We start from the raw sequence: 18,043 nt of genomic DNA, 5'->3' as shown, positions 1-18,043 counted from the left end.
GCAGATGAAAAGGTTTCATGTGCTTGTAAAAATCTGAATTTTTTATGGAGATGAAGAAATGCCTTTACTGGATAGTTTTACTGTTGACCATACTCGTATGGCTGCACCCGCAGTAAGAGTTGCTAAGACCATGAAAACTCCTCATGGCGATACCATCACTGTTTTTGACTTACGTTTCTGTGTACCAAATGAAGAGGTTATGCCTGAGAAGGGCATTCATACACTTGAACATTTATTCGCTGGTTTTATGCGTAATCACCTCAATGGTGAGGGTGTTGAAATTATTGATATATCGCCAATGGGATGTCGAACAGGTTTTTATATGAGCTTGATTGGCGCACCGGCAGAAATGCGTGTTGCAGATGCGTGGAAAGCGGCTATGGCTGATGTCTTAAAGGTGAAAGACCAGAGTCAGATTCCAGAGCTGAATGTTTATCAGTGCGGTACTTATCACATGCATTCACTGGCAGAGGCTCAGGATATTGCGCGCCATATTCTTGATTCAGATGTTCGTGTTAATAAGAATGATGAATTAGCATTGCCAGAAGAAAAACTGACCGAATTGCGTGTGTAGTTTGGCAGTGATGAGATAAGATATTAACAGGAATATGCCGTTGGAGGCGGGTTATGTACCTCCAACGGTGTGGGGTTCTCTTTAGCAGCTGTTTAGACTGTTTGTACTTCTTGCTCAGGAAGTTGGCTGATAGGGGTTACTCGAACTTGTTTAATCACATTATCGTTCATTGAAAGTACTTTGAAATTATACTTACCAATCTGTACCTGTACATTTAGAGCAGGTATTTCGCCTAACTCTTCAAGAACCATACCATTAACAGTTCGTGGTCCATCAACAGGTAATGCCCAGTTAAAGGCTTTATTCAATTCGCGGATATTGGTTGTCCCGCCAACTAAAACAGTTCCATCACTTTGTGGTAAAACCTCTTCAGACAGAGAAGGAGACATTGATGTTGTAAAATCACCGACAATCTCTTCGAGAATATCTTCAACAGTTACCAGCCCTTGAATATCACCGTATTCATCAACAGTAAGCCCGGCCTTTTCTTTATTGCGTTGGAAGTTCACCAATTGGACATTAAGTGATGTACTGATCGGGACGTAGTAGATTTTATCCGCTGCTTTAATCAGATTCTTTTTGGTGAACTCTTTCTCTGTCATTAGTCGGTAAGCTTCACGCACACGGAGCATACCAATAGCATCATCAAGTGAATCACGATAAAGCACAATCCGGCCATGAGGTGAGCGAGTTAACTGCCGTATGATAGATTTCCAGCCATCATTAATATCAATACCAATAATCTCATTACGGGGAACCATAATGTCGCCAATTGTTACTTTTTCCAGATCTAAAATTGAAATCAGCATATCCTGATTATGCCGTGATAGCTTAGCATCTGATTCATTCACAATAGTACGCAATTCATCTTTGCTAATTGCATCACTGGAGCTAGCAGGATGGTTGATACCAAGGCAACGCATTAGCATTAAAGTGATTTTATTCAGTAGCCAAACTAACGGCATCATAATTTTCTGTAATGGTTGTAGCAGGAAACTGCTTGGAAAAGCGATCCTTTCAGGGTAAAGGGCGGCTATTGTTTTCGGCATAACTTCAGAAAATATCAGCACGATAAAGGTTAGAACACCCGTTGCGATCGCAACTCCTGCATCTCCATAAAGGCGCATGCCAATGATAGTAGCAAGTGCAGAGGCCAGGATATTAACCAAATTATTGCCGATAAGAATCAGGCTTATCAGTTTGTCGGGGTGACGAAGTAATGTTTCAACTCTACGAGCAGGGCGGCTTCCTCGCTTTGCTAGATGACGTAAGCGATAGCGGTTGAGTGTCATCATACCGGTCTCTGAAGCAGAGAAGTATGCAGAGACAATAAGCATAATGATTAAGATAATAATTAATGTGCTTGTTGAGACATGCTCCAAAGCAGGTTTCCTTCTAAATATTGATTTGAAATCATGTTGTTAGTAAATCATGATTTCCTGCAATAGTCGGTTGCCGAAATAGGCGAGTGTCAGGGTAAATGCACCAATTAGATTAAACCAGATAACTCGTTTACCGCGCCATCCATCATGGTAATGACCCCATAATAAAACAATGTAGACAAACCAAGCGACGATAGACAAGACGGCTTTATGGATATTTTCCTTACTGAAAATATTATCCATATAAAGAATGCCGGTACAGAGTGTCAGAGTTAGTAATATCACGCCAACCTGAGTGATATGGAACATTTTACGTTCAATGAACATCAATGGTGGCATATTTTGAGTAAAAGTCAGTTTCTTATTTTTAAGCTTATGATCTAACCACCCAAGCTGTAATGCATACAGTGCGGCAATGAGTAAAGTCGCATAACCAAGAAGTGCTAACCCGATATGAATGGATAATTCAAGGCTGGCTTCTAAATGGGTAATAAACTCACCTGGCATAAGGCTAGCTAATGCCAGATTTATCATGGCAAAACTATATACTATGGGCAGCAAGAACCAGGCTCGACCATGGGAGGCGACGATTGTCATGATGATACAGATAATCAAGCTGACAATAGAACCTAAGTTAAGTAGCGTGAGATTTTGCCCACTGCTGACGCGAAAAATTTGGTATTTAAGTGCAATAGCATGACAAATTAAGGCTACAATCGCAGAAATCAATGCCAGCCTGCGGTATCCGTTTGGTTTTTGCAGTAAGCCGGGAATAATCAGTACCAGGCTGAGTAAATAAGCGAGTAAAGCAATTATAGAGAATACTGGCATAGCGTTAGTCGTTTTAGCGATAGTTTTAGGTTGAACTAAAACTTAAGTATAGCGCCAGCAAAGGTAGCCTCCAACCGTTGTTAATTCATCAGTGCAAATCTCTGTGCAGAGATCCCTTTATCATCGTGTTATAATTTTCAGAATACGCTTTACAGGCAGCCCATTTTTAAAAATTGAGCAGAGATAATGTTTGATAATTTAACCGACAGACTATCGCGCACATTGCGCAATATCAGTGGCCGTGGGCGACTGACTGAAGACAATATTAAAGAGACACTGCGCGAAGTTCGCATGGCTTTACTTGAGGCTGATGTTGCATTGCCTGTAGTGCGTGACTTCATTTCGTGCGTTAAAGAGAGCGCGGTAGGCCACGAAGTTAATAAGAGCCTTACACCCGGCCAGGAATTTGTCAAAATTGTTCAGAATGAGCTGGTCAAGGCAATGGGAGAAGTTAACAGCGAACTGAATCTCTCTACTCAGCCTCCAGCTGTTGTATTAATGGCAGGTTTGCAAGGTGCGGGTAAAACGACCAGCGTTGCTAAATTGGGTAACTTTCTGAAGGGAAAACAGAAGAAAAAAGTTTTAGTTGTATCTGCGGACGTTTATCGGCCCGCTGCTATCAAACAGCTTGAAACATTGGCGCAAACGGTCGGCATCGATTTCTTCCCTTCTGATGCTCAGGAAAAGCCGGTTGATATCGTGATGAAAGCGGTACAGCACGCCAAATTGAAATTCTACGATGTGCTTTTAGTGGATACTGCTGGTCGTCTGCATGTTGACGAAGCCATGATGGATGAAATCAAACAGGTTCATGAAGTCATCAATCCGGTAGAAACCTTATTTGTTGTTGATGCTATGACGGGGCAGGATGCTGCTAATACGGCAAAAGCTTTCAATGAAGCATTGCCACTGACAGGTGTTGTGTTGACTAAAGTCGATGGTGATGCCCGTGGCGGTGCTGCGCTGTCTATTCGTCATATTACCGGTAAGCCGATTAAATTCTTGGGTGTTGGTGAAAAAACAGATGCACTGGAACCTTTCCACCCAGATCGTATTGCATCTCGTATTCTTGGTATGGGGGATGTTCTTTCCCTGATTGAAGAGATTGAAAGTAAAGTTGATCGTACCCAAGCAGAAAAACTAGCTTCTAAACTGAAAAAAGGCGATGGCTTTGATTTAAATGATTTTCTGGACCAGCTTAAACAGATGCGCAATATGGGCGGTATGGCCAGTATGTTGAGCAAAATGCCGGGGATGTCTCAAGTACCAGATGCAGTGAAATCCCAGATGGACGATAAAGTGCTGGTAAAAATGGAAGCCATTATAAATTCGATGACACGTAAGGAGCGGGAAAAACCAGAAATTATCAAAGGTTCCCGTAAGAGACGTATTGCTAGTGGCTCCGGTACCCAGGTTCAGGATGTTAACCGCCTACTTAAACAATTCGATGAAATGCAACGCATGATGAAGAAAATGAAAAAAGGTGGTCTGGCGAAAATGATGCGTGGTATGAAGGGCATGATGCCACCCGGATTTATGGGCCATTAATTGATAAAGTCTCGAAGAATATCCACTTTGGATTGCTTTTTGCGCCAAAGTGAGTAAACTTTTCGGGCTTTTTATCTGACAACCGGACTTCATTCCTCGATGAAGTCTGGCTGTTTTGTTAACTAATGAGGATGTTATGGTAACAATTCGTTTAGCTCGTGGCGGCGCAAAAAAGCGTCCGTTTTACCAAGTAGTAGTGACCGATAGCCGCAGCCCGCGTGATGGTCGCTTTATTGAGCGCGTTGGCTTTTTCAACCCTATTGCAACAGGGAATGCGGAAACATTGCGTTTAGATCTGGACCGTATTGAACATTGGATTGGTCTGGGTGCAACTGTGTCTGATCGTGTTTCTACACTGATCAAAGATGCAAAAAAAGCAGCTTAATCTGTCGCGGTGGTAACTATGAGCAAGCAAGCCAGTTTTAAGCTTCCTGTGGAACCAATTGTATTGGGAAAACTAGGTTCAGCTTATGGTATTCGTGGTTGGCTCAAAGTTTTTTCTTCCACCGAACACGCCGAAAACATTTTTGAGTATCAACCGTGGTTTATCCAACGGGCAGGTCGGTGGCAACACATCGAATTAGAAGCTTGGAAACACCATAATCAGGATATGGTCATCAAAATTAAAGGTATTGATGATCGGGATGCTGCTAATTTACTCACTAATTGCGAAATTATCGTAGATTCAGGACAACTGCCGGAGCTGGATACAGGTGATTACTACTGGAAGGACCTTATGGGATGCCAGGTAGTGAACATAGCAGGTTATAGCTTGGGTACTATCAGTGATATGATGGAAACCGGTTCTAATGACGTAATGGTAGTTAAAGCAAACCTGAAAGATGCATTCGGTATCAAGGAGCGGCTAATCCCGTTTCTTGATGGGCAGGTTATCAAGAAAGTCGATCTCGCTACTAAAACCATTGAAGTAGATTGGGACCCTGGTTTTTAAACTCCGGTTATAAACGGTTGAAATGAGTGGGACGCTATAATGTGGATTGGGGTTATTAGCCTGTTTCCTGAAATGTTCCGCGCAATAACCGATTATGGGGTAACTGGCCGAGCAGTAAAAAAGGGCCTGTTAAGTATTGAATGCTGGAATCCTAGGGATTTTACCTATGACCGGCATCGTACTGTTGACGACCGACCTTATGGTGGTGGTCCAGGCATGTTGATGATGGTTCAGCCTTTACAAGAAGCCATTCATGCAGCAAAAACTGTGGCAGGCGAAGGTGCGAAGGTGATTTATCTTTCACCTCAAGGGCGCAAACTCAATCAACAAGGAGTTTGTGAGCTGGCAGCAAATGAGAAACTGATTCTGATTTGTGGCCGCTATGAAGGGATAGATGAGCGAGTGATTCAAACTGAGATTGACGAAGAGTGGTCTATAGGTGACTACGTGCTCAGTGGCGGTGAGATCCCTGCGATGGTTATGGTTGACTCCATTTCCCGGTTTATTCCGGGAGTGCTGGGGCATCAGGCATCGGCGGAGGAAGACTCTTTTGCTGATGGATTGCTGGATTGTCCGCACTATACCCGCCCAGAGGTGTTAGATGGTATGGAAGTTCCGTCAGTTCTGCTGTCGGGTAACCATGCTGAAATTAATCGCTGGCGTATGAAACAATCGCTTGGCCGGACTTGGCTTAGAAGACCTGAACTTCTGGAAAACCTAGCTCTGACTGACGAGCAAAGGATATTGCTAGCAGAGTTCCAACGGGAATCTGACTGAAGCAACGAGTTAATCCAGACATATCCCTGAAGGGAATGTCTTTGATATATCAGTTTACCTAGGGTAAGAGAATTATTATGAGCAACATTATTAAACAGCTTGAACAAGAGCAGATGAAGCAAGACGTACCTTCGTTCCGTCCGGGTGACACCGTGGAAGTTAAGGTATGGGTCGTAGAAGGTTCAAAGAAACGTCTGCAGGCATTCGAGGGCGTGGTTATCGCTATTCGTAACCGCGGTTTGCACTCTGCATTCACTGTTCGCAAGATTTCTAACGGCGAAGGCGTTGAGCGTGTATTCCAAACTCACTCCCCAGTCGTAGACAGCATCAACGTTAAACGCCGTGGTGCTGTTCGTAGAGCTAAATTGTACTATCTGCGTGAGCGTTCTGGTAAGGCTGCTCGTATTAAAGAGCGCCTGGGCAGCAAATAATACGCTTTCGTTACATCCGAAAGTTATCGTTAAAGAGGCCAGCAATTGCTGGCCTCTTTTTTTTCTATTTATAATTCATTGATGAATTGTTCGGCAATATCTTATTGTATAAGCGTAATAACCTTAAAGACAATTATTTCGAGTATTTTAGAATGATTTTATACGTGACTAACTAACATAAGGATTTTCTTTGAAAACTATTCAGCTACACAATAAAACAATGGCTTACCGGGATGAAGGTGAAGGTTTCCCACTATTGCTGGGGCATAGTTATTTGTTTAACTCTGATATGTGGGTCCCACAGATCGATGTGTTAAGTAAAAAATATAGGGTAATTGTTCCTGATCTATGGGGGCATGGAAACTCGGCAGAATTACCAGAGCAACATAAGACTTTGGCTGATTTGGCTCAAGATTACCTGACGTTAATGGATCAACTTAAAATTAAAGAGTTTGCTGTAATTGGTTTATCTGCTGGTGGTATGTGGGGAACTGAATTAGCTGCTATAGCACCGGACAGAGTCAAGGCATTGGTGCTAATGGATACCTTTGTGGGGTTAGAGCCTGAAGTTACGCATAAAAAATACTTTGCTATGCTGGATATGATAGAGCAGGTTGGTTCTATTCCTGAGCCTCTTTTACAACAGATAGTACCAATCTTTTTCAGTCAGCAACCAACTCAGAATTTAGTGGATGAATTGACTCAGCGCTTAGTAAAAATTCCTGCAGAAACATTACGTAATAGCATTATTCCGTTAGGGAGAATGATTTTTGGGCGTGAGGATAGAATTCATTTGTTGGAAAAACTGGATATTCCTACTCTTGTCATCACTGGTGAGCAGGATATACCTCGTCCACCTTTAGAAGGTTATTTGATGGCTGAAATACTTTGCTGTGATTACGTTGTCATTCAGGATGCTGGTCATATTTCCACATTGGAGCAACCACATAAAGTTAATCAGGAACTGGTTGCTTTCTTACAGCAAGCTCTATAACGAATATTTTAATGAAAAGGCCGGATTTTCCGGCCCTTAGTTATTCAGTTTGGTAAAGAGCGGTGTAAAGTTTTATTGGAATATAACTTGCGCTTAAGAATTGGTGACACTAATTTCTACATAATCATGCCGAGTAATATAAGAATATAACTATTATTTAATATTCTATTAGTGTAATTCAATAATTTTATATAAATGAATCTAGATGATTTGTTTTAAATGTGAGTCGCAAGGTTGATGTTATTTGTTCTTTTGGTAATGAAGTGTAATAAATATTTTATTATCGTTTGATGGTTTTAATTTTAAATATACAGGAATAACAACAAAATATTACTACTTTTTTGGGGTAATTTCTTCTGGTAAAATACATTCTCATTTGAAAATATAATTATCTCTAATATATTTATATTGGAAATTATTTTCTATTGTTAATAAATATTGATTGTATATTTATTTTTAGGTCATTAAACCAATTGTGTAAATAATTATTTACGATATTTTTATTTTATTTACACAATTGGATTGTATTCTTTACTTTGTGTGATATGTTATCGGTCAGATACATAAAAATAAATTAATACAGAATGTCAATTGGAGGAGGTAACCGAAATGGTCATGCAGAAAGATGCGCTAAATAATGTTCACATCAGAGATGAACAAATTCTTATAACTCCCGAAAAACTAAAGCAACAGTATCCGTTGAATAATGATGATCAGCATGCTATTGCAAATGCACGTAAAATAGTTGCCGATATTATTCAGCGACGCGATCCTCGTTTATTAGTAGTGTGTGGCCCTTGTTCTATTCATGATGTGGATGCGGCTTTGGATTATGCTCATCATTTGAAAGCACTTTCTTCTGAATTAAGTGATAGTCTGTATATAGTGATGCGTGTCTATTTTGAAAAACCTCGTACAACAGTAGGCTGGAAAGGTCTTATTAATGATCCATTTATGGATGGTTCATTTAATGTAGAAGCGGGTCTGCATATTGCTCGCCGTTTACTTCTCCGCTTGGTTAAAATGGGATTACCTCTTGCAACAGAAGCTTTAGATCCGAATATTCCACAATATTTGGGAGATTTGTTTAGTTGGGCGGCAATTGGAGCAAGAACGACTGAATCACAAACGCATCGGGAAATGGCTTCTGGCCTATCCATGCCTATTGGTTTTAAGAATGGGACTGATGGTAGCTTAAGTACTGCCATTAATGCGATGCGTGCAGCCGCTATGCCGCACCGTTTTATGGGGATAAATCAGTTGGGACAAGTGTGTTTGTTACAGACACATGGTAACCCGAATGGACACGTTATCTTGCGTGGTGGCAAGACACCTAACTACGGTGCTGAACATGTCATGGAATGTGAACATCAAATGATGCAGTCTGGATTATTGCCGTCCTTGATGATTGATTGTAGCCATAGTAACTCTAATAAAGATTTTCGTCGCCAAAGTTTAGTTTTGGATTCTGTAACAGAACAGATTATCTCAGGCAATCAATCGATTACTGGTATTATGTTGGAAAGCCATATTAATGAGGGTAATCAATCTTCTGAACAACCTCGTAGTGAAATGAAATATGGCGTATCAGTAACCGACGCTTGTATTAATTGGCAGACTACAGAAGCGGTTTTGAGAAAATTGCATCAGCAAATCAGCCCGCAATTGTCGCAAAGAATTATGGCAATGAAAAAAGCAGGATAATAAATATGGTAGCTGAATTATCTCAATTGCGGGATCAGGTTGATGAAGTGGATAGAGCGTTGCTGTCTTTACTGGCAAAGCGCCTAGAATTAGTTGCAGAGGTTGGTGAAGTAAAGAGCCAGAATGGGCTGCCAATTTATGCGCCTGATAGAGAAATTGCGATGTTTACTTCGCGTCGTCAAGAGGCTGAAAATTTTGGTGTTCCACCGGATTTAATTGAAGATATTCTGCGTCGTATTATGCGGGAGTCTTATACTAGCGAAAATAATAAAGGGTTTAAGACTCTTTGCCCTCAGTTGGGACCGATAGTCATTATTGGTGGCTTAGGCAAAATGGGGAAACTGTTTGGTCGCCTGTTAACTGTATCTGGTTATAAGGTCAGAAATTTGGAGTCACAGGATTGGCCTGACGCAGGGCAGATTCTGAATGGTGCAGGTATGGTCATTATCAGTGTACCTATTCATTTAATGGAAGAGGTTATTCGTCGTTTACCACCATTGCCTGATCATTGCATTTTGGTGGATTTGGCATCCGTTAAACGGGAGCCAGTACAGGCTATGCTTGATGTGCATAAAGGTCCAGTGTTGGGATTACATCCTATGTTTGGACCTGATGTAGGTAGTTTGGTAAAACAAGTTGTTGTTTACTGTGATGGACGCCAATCGGAAGCTTATCAGTGGTTTTTGGAACAATTGCTGGTTTGGGGGGCTTGTTTGTACCAGATAAATCCTGAACAGCATGATAAAAACATGAGTTTTATCCAAGCATTACGCCACTTCACAACATTTGTTTATGGGAAACATCTTGCACAGGAAGGCGCTGATTTGCAGCAATTATTATCAATATCCTCGCCAATTTATCGATTAGAACTAATTATGGTCGGGCGGTTATTTGCACAGGACCCTCAGCTCTACGCTGATATTATTATGTCATCACCAGAGAATATTGATTTGATACGCCGTTATCATCAAAGTTTTGGACAAGCGCTTGAGATGCTGGAAAGTCAGGATAAACAAGCTTTTATCAGTAGTTTTAAAAGCGTTAGTGAATGGTTTGGTGATTATGCATTTCGCTTTATGAAAGAGAGCCGGGTATTACTTCAGCAAGCGAATGATAATCGCCAATAATGAAAAAAAACCGGATATCTTAGTACCCGGTTTTTTTTATTTAGGATGGACTAACAGGAACCACACTTTCTGTTGGATAACAACCTAGTACTTTCAGTGAATGAGTGATTTTCGCCAATGCTTTCAAGACGTTCTGCATATTTATTGAACGGAGGTTGGCTTGAACATCAATGTAAAACATCTCCTCCCATGGATTGCCATTAATTGGGCGGGATTCCAGTTTACTCATAATAATATTATGTTTTTTTAGAACCATAAGTGCGTCTACCAATGCACCAGCTTGTTGTCCAGTTGCCATAATAAATGTTGTTTTGGCCGGTACCTGTTCTGAAACTTCAATAGGCTGACGAGCAACGATGATGAAGCGGGTAATATTATGTGGTTGATTTGCCAAATTTTGAGCCAGAACTTGTAACTGATAAAGTGCTCCGCCAGCTTCACTGCCTAAGGCTGCGATATCTGGTGAATTCTCTTCAGTTACCCTTTGCATGGCTGCGGCAGTGCTTTCGCAATATTCGATTTTCCAATGTGGGAATTGATTAATATACTGGCTACATTGTTGGAATGGTTGAGGATGGCTGTAAACCGTTGTTATCTGCGATAGTTTTGTATCGTTAGCAACCAGTAGGCAGTGATTAATAGGAATATTTATTTCGCCTACAATTGACAGGTTGGTATGTTGCAATAAGTCATAAACATCATTGATAGAGCCAGAGCTGGTGTTTTCAATCGGCAGTATCCCGTAATCAGCTTGACCTGTTTCGACCAGGGAAAAAATATCCTGGAACTTATGGCAACTGCATTCAATCAATTGATCAAAATGACGTGCAGCATATTGGCGAGCTGCGATATGAGAATAGGAGCCGCGAGGACCAAGGAATGCAATGCGGGCTGAATCGTAAGGTGTTTGATTAAGGTATTGTTGCAATAATGCCTGTTGTGTAAGTACAGAATCTTCGATAATCGTTTGAAACAGACGAGTGATATAAAAGCCATCAAGACCGTGATTTTTTCCTTTCGTAATTAGAACATCCAGTAGCTCCCGTTCACGATCCTTGTCTCTGATAGGACGATTATCCTGTAGTTTAGTCTGCGCAATATCAGAAGCTAATTGGCGACGTTCTGCCAGTAAAACCAGTAACTTTAAATCAATTTCGCTGACTTTTTTCCGTATTTTCAGCAAATTGTTTTGATCCATAATGAGTTCCTAATTGGTTATTCATATTCTGATAATAATATGTTTGCAGTGGACAGAAAAAAGCCCCCCGATTGGGAGGCTTACTGTTCGTCTTCTTGTTCTTTCTTAAATGACGAAAGCCTCCCTTAAGAGAAGGTGAAAAAAGAAAGAGAAGAAAAACAGGCTTATATTCATTGTACTTACCGTCTGCATAAACAATATATTCTAATTAACCTCATGTTGTTGTTTCTGTCAATAAAAAAACGCGTCCAATTTGGACGCGTTAGAGACAGGATATAGTTATTTTATTGGAGGTTAAGATTTGATTCTTTAACACTGTTGTGAGTACGACGTGCTTCACCTTTGTGCTGTACTTTATTTAACTGGCGCTCCAATTTTGCTAACAGCTCATTGATAGCAATATACATATCTTCATGTTTTGCACCGGCAACCAATGTACCATTTGGTATACTTATGGTTGCATCAGCTATAAAAGCCTGTGGCCCTTTTGATAGAATAATATGAGGGTTTATCAGATTCACTTGCCACTTATTTAGTTTGTTTAGACGGTTTTCTACGTGGTTGCGAATTGCTGGGGTAATTTCCATTTGTTTGCTGGTAATATTCACTATCATATAGTTACCTCTCATCATTGATGATCCGCCTTTAATGATTTCAGCATACAATTCTTTTTCACAAAAAAGGTGATTTAAATCACTTTTAATCAGGTACTTGTCAATTAGTTGAAGTAATTGTGATTAATAATAAGAATACGAAGAATACCTGTTGCGGGGTGGAAGCTTATGAGCCATTATTGATAAGTTGAGCCATTATTAACCCTATTGACAAACAGTCTTTTTTGAATTTTACGAGTGAAAACAAAACAACAGCCGAAGCTGCTGTCTTGTTTTATACTTCTTTATGCCGGATTGGCAGCAATTAGTTTTGCTACTTTATCTGCCTGTGCTGTTAAGCCTAAACGTGTATAGGCTTTTTCCATATAAGGCAGCACTTTGAGGGTTGATTGCGTATCGGGGTAATCATGCAGCATTTGTTCAGCTCGATTTACTACTGCGACATAAGCTCCACGTTTGTTATAATATTCCACAACAGAAAGTTCATATTTTGCCAGGCGCTCTTTGATAAACATTAAACGTTTTCTGGCATCGGTAGCATACAGACTGTTAGGATAATGACGTACTAACTGGCTGAAATCTCTGAATGATGCCCTAGCATGTTCAGGATCACGATCTGAACGGTCAATCCCGAAGAAACTTTGCAGGGCGCTGTCATCTAGTGCTTGTGAGGTTAAGCCTCGCATGTACAGAACATAATCAATGTTGGGATGAGTTGGATTTAAGCGCATAAAGCGGTCAATAGAAGCTAATGCCATTGGTAAGTCAGAGGATTTATAATAAGCATAAATCAGATCAAGTTGTACTTGCTGCGAGTAAGGGCCAAATGGATAGCGGTTATCGAGGGTTTCCAATTGCGTGATGGCACCTTTATAGTTACCGTCTTGCAGCTTTTCCTGACCCGCAGAATAAATTTCTGAAGGTGTGCTGTCGGGGACAACATTCTTATTACCAGAGCACCCGGAAAGTACCAGGCTCAATGTGGCTGCTGCCACTAGATATTTCATGCGTATCATCACGTGTTGATTATCCTCTGAGTGTTTTTCTGGGAGACTATCCATGAAGCTCCCGGTAAAAGATCGAGTTACAATAGCACACTATATTAAATTAAACGGCTCTGCCGTCAAAATTCAACGTAAGTGTAGAAACAATATATGGCACAACAAATACGACTTAATGCAACAGTCGCCGAATCTCAGCTCGGTCAACGTTTAGATCAGGCTTTGGCAGAATTGTTCCCTGATTATTCAAGATCACGCATAAAAGATTGGATCTTGGATGATAGAGTTCAGGTTAATGGCAAATTAATCAATAAGCCAAAAGAAAAAGTGCTGGGAGGTGAAGAAGTTTCAATTGATGCGATCATTGAGGAAGATGCGCGTTGGGAACCTCAGAATATCGCGTTAAATATTGTCTATGAAGATGATGATATTCTAGTAATAAACAAACCGCGTGATTTGGTCGTTCACCCGGGAGCGGGAAATCCAGATGGTACGGTATTAAATGCTCTGCTATACCGCTACCCTGAAATAGCCGATGTTCCCCGGGCAGGCATTGTTCATCGCCTCGATAAAGATACGACTGGGCTTATGGTTATAGCTAAAACCGTTCCAGCTCAAACCCGTTTGGTGGAGTCACTTCAACTACGCGAAATTACTCGTGAATATGAAGCTGTAGCGACAGGACGAATGACTGCGGGTGGAATAGTTGAAGAGCCAATTTCACGCCATCCAACAAAACGAACGCATATGGCGGTCCATCCGATGGGAAAACCTGCTATTACCCGCTATCGGGTGATGGAGCATTTCAGGGCACATACCCGTTTGCGTCTGAGGCTAGAAACAGGTAGAACACATCAGATACGTGTTCACATGGCTCATATTAGCCACTCACTAGTGGGAGATCCTCTGTATGGTGGTCGTCCTCGTCCTCTAAAAGGGGCTTCCGATGAATTTCGCGATGTGATGCGCAACTTTGATCGTCAGGCATTGCACGCCACAATGTTGCGTCTCTATCATCCGATTACAGGCATTGAAATGGAATGGCATGCTGAACTACCTGAAGATATGGTCATTCTGATTAATGCATTAAAAGCAGATGTAGAAGTGTTCAAAGATGATATGGATTGGTAGATGACATCGCTTATTTTTCCAAACTGGCCACAACCTACAACAGTAAAAACCTGTAGTTCTACTCGCTTGGGCGGAATTAGCTTGCCACCTTATGATAGTTTAAATCTTGGTAAGCATGTTGGAGATAATCCTGATGTTGTTGACCAAAACAGGCAGATATTAGCTGAGGTGGCCGAATTGCCTCAGCAGCCAGTTTGGTTAGAACAGGTTCATGGCACTCGTGTTGTGAGACTCAATGGTCAGCCAGTGGAAAATAATAAAGCTGATGCGGTTTACACCAACATTCCTGGGCAAGTTTGTGCTGTGATGACAGCAGATTGCTTACCTGTGCTATTTTGTAGCTCTGACGGTGATGAGATTGCAGCAGCTCATGCTGGTTGGCGCGGTTTATGTGCTGGAGTACTGGAAAATACGATTAGGCAATTTAAAGCTAAGCCTGATCAGATTCAAGCTTGGTTAGGACCTGCGATTAGCGCGAAAGAATTTGAGGTTGGCAGTGAAGTTATGGACGCGTTTGTGGCCCAAAATTCTGATCTAAGCAAAGCTTTTGTGCATTTTGGTGAGAAATACTTAGCAGATATATATTTGTTGGCAAAGTTAAAATTGCAATCTATTGGTGTAAAAGCGATTTTTGGGGGTACCGAGTGTACTGTCAATAATAAAGAGAAATTTTTCTCTTATCGCCGTGATGGTATCACCGGACGTATGGCAACTTTAATCTGGCTGATATAACCTATTCCATAGGGCGATCCGTTGGCGCATGAGATAATGTCTCACAATTTGCTTTTCAGAATAAACCTTGAATATTTGAGGAATGGCCTCATTTAATCTCCAGTAGCAAAATTCTGATTAGTATTTGGAGGTGTTATGCGTCTGGATCGTCTTACTAATAAATTCCAACTTGCTCTCGCTGACGCTCAGTCCCTTGCACTGGGGAATGATAATCAATTTATCGAACCAATTCACTTGATGAACTCACTGTTGAAACAGGACGGTGGTTCTATTCGCCCATTATTAACGTCAATTGGGATCGATACTGGTCGTTTCAGCAACCAACTTGAGCAGGTTTTAGAACGTTTGCCACAGGTACAGGGTGCTGGTGGTGATGTACAACCATCTAACGATTTAATCCGTCATTTAAACTTGTGCGACAAACTAGCACAAAAGGAGGGCGATAATTTTATTTCTTCTGAATTATTTGTTCTGGCAGCACTGGAAGAACGTGGCTCATTGAATGACATACTGAAAGCTGCTGGAGCAACAAAAGAAAAAATTACTAAGGCAATAGAGCAGATGCGTGGTGGTGAAAAAGTTTATGATCAGGGAGCGGAAGATCAACGCCAGGCTCTGAAAAAATATACCATTGATCTTACTGAGCGAGCTGAACAAGGCAAGCTTGATCCGGTGATTGGCCGCGACGAAGAAATTCGCCGTACTATTCAAGTATTGCAACGCCGTACTAAAAATAATCCAGTGCTGATTGGTGAACCAGGGGTTGGTAAAACGGCTATCGTTGAAGGGCTTGCTCAACGGATTATTAATGGAGAAGTTCCAGAAGGGCTGAAAAATAAGAGGGTTCTTTCTCTGGATATGGGAGCTCTGTTAGCAGGTGCTAAATATCGGGGTGAATTTGAAGAACGCTTGAAAGGTGTGCTGAATGATCTTTCTAAGCAGGAAGGTAATGTCATTCTGTTTATTGACGAATTACATACTATGGTTGGTGCGGGTAAAGCTGATGGGGCAATGGATGCCGGTAATATGTTGAAGCCTGCTTTGGCTCGTGGTGAACTTCACTGTGTTGGTGCAACAACACTGGATGAATATCGTCAATATATTGAAAAGGATGCGGCATTGGAACGCCGTTTCCAAAAAGTCTACGTTGCAGAACCTTCAGTGGAGGATACTATCGCTATTTTGCGCGGTCTGAAAGAACGTTATGAGTTACATCATCATGTACAGATTACAGATCCTGCCATTGTCGCGGCAGCAACATTATCTTATCGTTATATCTCAGATCGTATGTTGCCGGATAAAGCTATCGACTTGATCGATGAAGCTGGTGCCAGTTTACGTATGCAAATGGATTCAAAACCGGAAGTGCTGGACCGTCTGGAACGTCGAGTTATTCAATTGAAGTTAGAACAGCAGGCGCTAAAAAAAGAGTCTGATGATGCCAGTAAAAAACGGCTTGAAATGCTTAATGAAGAGCTGATTGTAAAAGAACGCGAATATTCTGAGCTGGAAGAAGAATGGAAAGCTGAGAAAGCTGAGCTTACTGGTACTCAGCATATAAAAGCAGAACTAGAAAATGCCCGTATCAGCCTAGAGCAGGCCCGCCGTAGTGGTGACCTAGCGAAGATGTCTGAAATTCAATACGGAAAAATACCTGGACTAGAAAAACAACTTGCCGCAGCCACACAAGCTGAAGGTAAGAATATGAAACTTCTTCGTAACAAAGTTACTGATGCAGAAGTTGCTGAAATTCTTGCTCGTTGGACGGGTATTCCTGTTTCCAGAATGCTTGAGAGTGAAAAAGATAAACTGTTACGCATGGAGCAAGAATTGCACAAACGTGTTATTGGTCAGGATGAAGCAGTAAATGCAGTCTCCAATGCGATTCGTCGTAGCCGCGCTGGATTAGCTGATCCAAACCGTCCGATTGGTTCATTCTTGTTCCTTGGTCCGACCGGAGTTGGTAAAACTGAGTTGTGCAAGGCGTTAGCGAATTTCCTGTTTGACAGCGATGACGCAATGGTGCGTATCGATATGTCTGAATTTATGGAAAAGCATGCGGTATCACGGTTGGTGGGAGCACCTCCAGGGTATGTTGGTTATGAGGAAGGCGGTTATCTGACAGAAGCTGTTCGTCGTCGACCTTATTCCGTCATTTTGCTTGATGAAGTGGAAAAAGCGCACTCGGATGTATTCAATATCTTATTGCAAGTACTGGATGATGGTCGATTGACTGATGGGCAAGGTCGTACTGTCGATTTCCGTAATACAGTTGTAATCATGACTTCTAATCTTGGGTCGGACGTGATCCAGGAACGTTTAGGCAGTCTGAATTATAGTAAAATGAAAGATATTGTGATGGGAATTGTTAGCCATCATTTCAGACCTGAATTTATTAACCGTATTGATGAAGCTGTTGTGTTCCATCCATTAGGGCGTCGGCATTTATCAGAAATTGCAGATATCCAATTGCAGCGTTTGTACAAACGTCTGGAAGAACGCGGTTATCAGGTTACAATTACTCAGCAAGCGTTGGAAATGTTGGCAGGAGCTGGGTTCGATCCTGTCTATGGTGCACGACCATTGAAGCGGGCTATCCAGCAGGAGATTGAAAACCCATTAGCTCAAAAGATACTTTCTGGTCAACTATTGCCAGGAAAACCAGTTACTCTGGATATTGAAAATGACCATATTGTAGCAAAACAGTGATTATATACTAAGTTGAAGAAATTGGAGATGAATAGGTTAGGTAGGGAACTGCCTCTTTTTTTTCATTATTATGCAAAAAATCGTGATTTAGCGTTGTTTTCGGTTAATTGGTAATCAAACGGATTTTTTTTGCAAATAAACACTTGCCAGCGCCGAAGAACGCCCTATAATGCGCCACCACTGACCGACACAACGCTGAGAAAACGTGTGAGGTTGGGCAGGGGAGCGCAAATAAGCGCTTGACTCTGCGGGCAAAAAGCGTAATATACGCAGCCCGGCTGACCGAGAATATCAAATTTTAAGGTGGCCTGCTCTTTAACAATTAATCAGACAATCTG

Annotated in this window: 17 protein-coding genes and 1 other annotated feature; of the genes, 12 read left to right on the top strand and 5 right to left on the bottom strand. The window is 41.5% G+C overall.

The window, feature by feature from the left end; genetic code table 11:
- Nucleotides 1-58: 58 nt before the first annotated feature.
- Nucleotides 59-574, top strand: a complete 516-nt coding sequence (luxS, locus tag EAE89_RS19190; protein WP_054480067.1) for an S-ribosylhomocysteine lyase — start codon at nucleotides 59-61, stop codon at nucleotides 572-574.
- A 92-nt stretch (nucleotides 575-666) separates the two neighbouring features.
- On the opposite strand, the gene EAE89_RS19185 is transcribed toward luxS, so the two are convergent.
- A complete protein-coding gene (locus EAE89_RS19185; protein ID WP_149617328.1) occupies nucleotides 667-1,956 on the bottom strand; it encodes an HlyC/CorC family transporter in 1,290 nt (429 codons plus the stop codon).
- A gap of 39 nt (nucleotides 1,957-1,995) precedes the next feature.
- Nucleotides 1,996-2,787 carry a cytochrome C assembly family protein gene (locus EAE89_RS19180; RefSeq protein ID WP_054480065.1) on the bottom strand — a complete coding sequence of 264 codons (792 nt, stop codon included), beginning with the start codon at nucleotides 2,785-2,787 and terminating at the stop codon, nucleotides 1,996-1,998.
- Nucleotides 2,788-2,973: 186 nt separating this feature from the next.
- Between EAE89_RS19180 and ffh the strand changes: the two genes are divergently transcribed.
- The 8 genes from ffh (at nucleotide 2,974) to tyrA (ending at nucleotide 10,320) form a co-directional block, all read left to right on the top strand.
- Entirely contained in the window at nucleotides 2,974-4,335 is a 1,362-nt protein-coding gene (gene ffh, locus EAE89_RS19175; protein WP_054480064.1) for a signal recognition particle protein, read from the top strand.
- 136 nt (nucleotides 4,336-4,471) lie between these two features.
- Nucleotides 4,472-4,720, top strand: coding sequence for a 30S ribosomal protein S16 (rpsP, locus tag EAE89_RS19170; protein WP_054480063.1), 249 nt, complete (start codon nucleotides 4,472-4,474; stop codon nucleotides 4,718-4,720).
- Between the two features lie 18 nt (nucleotides 4,721-4,738).
- Nucleotides 4,739-5,287 carry a ribosome maturation factor RimM gene (gene rimM, locus EAE89_RS19165; protein ID WP_054480062.1) on the top strand — a complete coding sequence of 183 codons (549 nt, stop codon included), beginning with the start codon at nucleotides 4,739-4,741 and terminating at the stop codon, nucleotides 5,285-5,287.
- A gap of 39 nt (nucleotides 5,288-5,326) precedes the next feature.
- Nucleotides 5,327-6,064: a tRNA (guanosine(37)-N1)-methyltransferase TrmD gene (gene trmD, locus EAE89_RS19160; RefSeq protein WP_149617329.1), complete on the top strand. Its 738-nt coding sequence runs from the start codon at nucleotides 5,327-5,329 to the stop codon at nucleotides 6,062-6,064.
- Between the two features lie 77 nt (nucleotides 6,065-6,141).
- Nucleotides 6,142-6,495, top strand: coding sequence for a 50S ribosomal protein L19 (gene rplS, locus EAE89_RS19155; RefSeq protein ID WP_054480060.1), 354 nt, complete (start codon nucleotides 6,142-6,144; stop codon nucleotides 6,493-6,495).
- Nucleotides 6,496-6,685: 190 nt separating this feature from the next.
- Nucleotides 6,686-7,489, top strand: a complete 804-nt coding sequence (locus EAE89_RS19150; RefSeq protein WP_214086422.1) for an alpha/beta fold hydrolase — start codon at nucleotides 6,686-6,688, stop codon at nucleotides 7,487-7,489.
- 609 nt (nucleotides 7,490-8,098) lie between these two features.
- Nucleotides 8,099-9,193, top strand: a complete 1,095-nt coding sequence (locus EAE89_RS19145; RefSeq protein ID WP_054480058.1) for a 3-deoxy-7-phosphoheptulonate synthase — start codon at nucleotides 8,099-8,101, stop codon at nucleotides 9,191-9,193.
- 5 nt (nucleotides 9,194-9,198) lie between these two features.
- Entirely contained in the window at nucleotides 9,199-10,320 is a 1,122-nt protein-coding gene (tyrA, locus tag EAE89_RS19140; RefSeq protein WP_214086421.1) for a bifunctional chorismate mutase/prephenate dehydrogenase, read from the top strand.
- A 40-nt stretch (nucleotides 10,321-10,360) separates the two neighbouring features.
- Here the strand turns inward: tyrA and pheA are convergent, their stop codons facing one another.
- The 3 genes from pheA to bamD form a co-directional block, all read right to left on the bottom strand.
- Complete coding sequence (pheA, locus tag EAE89_RS19135; protein ID WP_054480056.1) at nucleotides 10,361-11,518, bottom strand: bifunctional chorismate mutase/prephenate dehydratase; 1,158 nt, start codon at nucleotides 11,516-11,518, stop codon at nucleotides 10,361-10,363.
- Between the two features lie 54 nt (nucleotides 11,519-11,572).
- Nucleotides 11,573-11,693, bottom strand: a sequence feature (Phe leader region).
- A 109-nt stretch (nucleotides 11,694-11,802) separates the two neighbouring features.
- Nucleotides 11,803-12,132 carry a ribosome-associated translation inhibitor RaiA gene (gene raiA / locus EAE89_RS19130; protein ID WP_054480078.1) on the bottom strand — a complete coding sequence of 110 codons (330 nt, stop codon included), beginning with the start codon at nucleotides 12,130-12,132 and terminating at the stop codon, nucleotides 11,803-11,805.
- 284 nt (nucleotides 12,133-12,416) lie between these two features.
- The gene (gene bamD, locus EAE89_RS19125) at nucleotides 12,417-13,139 is read right to left on the bottom strand and encodes an outer membrane protein assembly factor BamD (protein ID WP_172909684.1); all 723 of its coding nucleotides are present in this window, start codon (nucleotides 13,137-13,139) and stop codon (nucleotides 12,417-12,419) included.
- Between the two features lie 147 nt (nucleotides 13,140-13,286).
- Between bamD and rluD the strand changes: the two genes are divergently transcribed.
- The 3 genes from rluD (at nucleotide 13,287) to clpB (ending at nucleotide 17,705) form a co-directional block, all read left to right on the top strand.
- Complete coding sequence (rluD, locus tag EAE89_RS19120) at nucleotides 13,287-14,264, top strand: 23S rRNA pseudouridine(1911/1915/1917) synthase RluD (protein ID WP_054480055.1); 978 nt, start codon at nucleotides 13,287-13,289, stop codon at nucleotides 14,262-14,264.
- A complete protein-coding gene (gene yfiH, locus EAE89_RS19115; RefSeq protein ID WP_054480054.1) occupies nucleotides 14,265-14,996 on the top strand; it encodes a purine nucleoside phosphorylase YfiH in 732 nt (243 codons plus the stop codon).
- A gap of 135 nt (nucleotides 14,997-15,131) precedes the next feature.
- Nucleotides 15,132-17,705, top strand: a complete 2,574-nt coding sequence (gene clpB, locus EAE89_RS19110; protein ID WP_054480053.1) for an ATP-dependent chaperone ClpB — start codon at nucleotides 15,132-15,134, stop codon at nucleotides 17,703-17,705.
- Nucleotides 17,706-18,043: the final 338 nt, after the last annotated feature.

The sequence above is a fragment of the Photorhabdus heterorhabditis genome (genome assembly GCF_018448905.1).
In the GTDB taxonomy this organism is placed as follows: domain Bacteria; phylum Pseudomonadota; class Gammaproteobacteria; order Enterobacterales; family Enterobacteriaceae; genus Photorhabdus; species Photorhabdus heterorhabditis.
The sequence above is the reverse complement of the archived record's forward strand: the minus strand, read 5'-3'. Positions and strand labels throughout refer to the sequence as shown.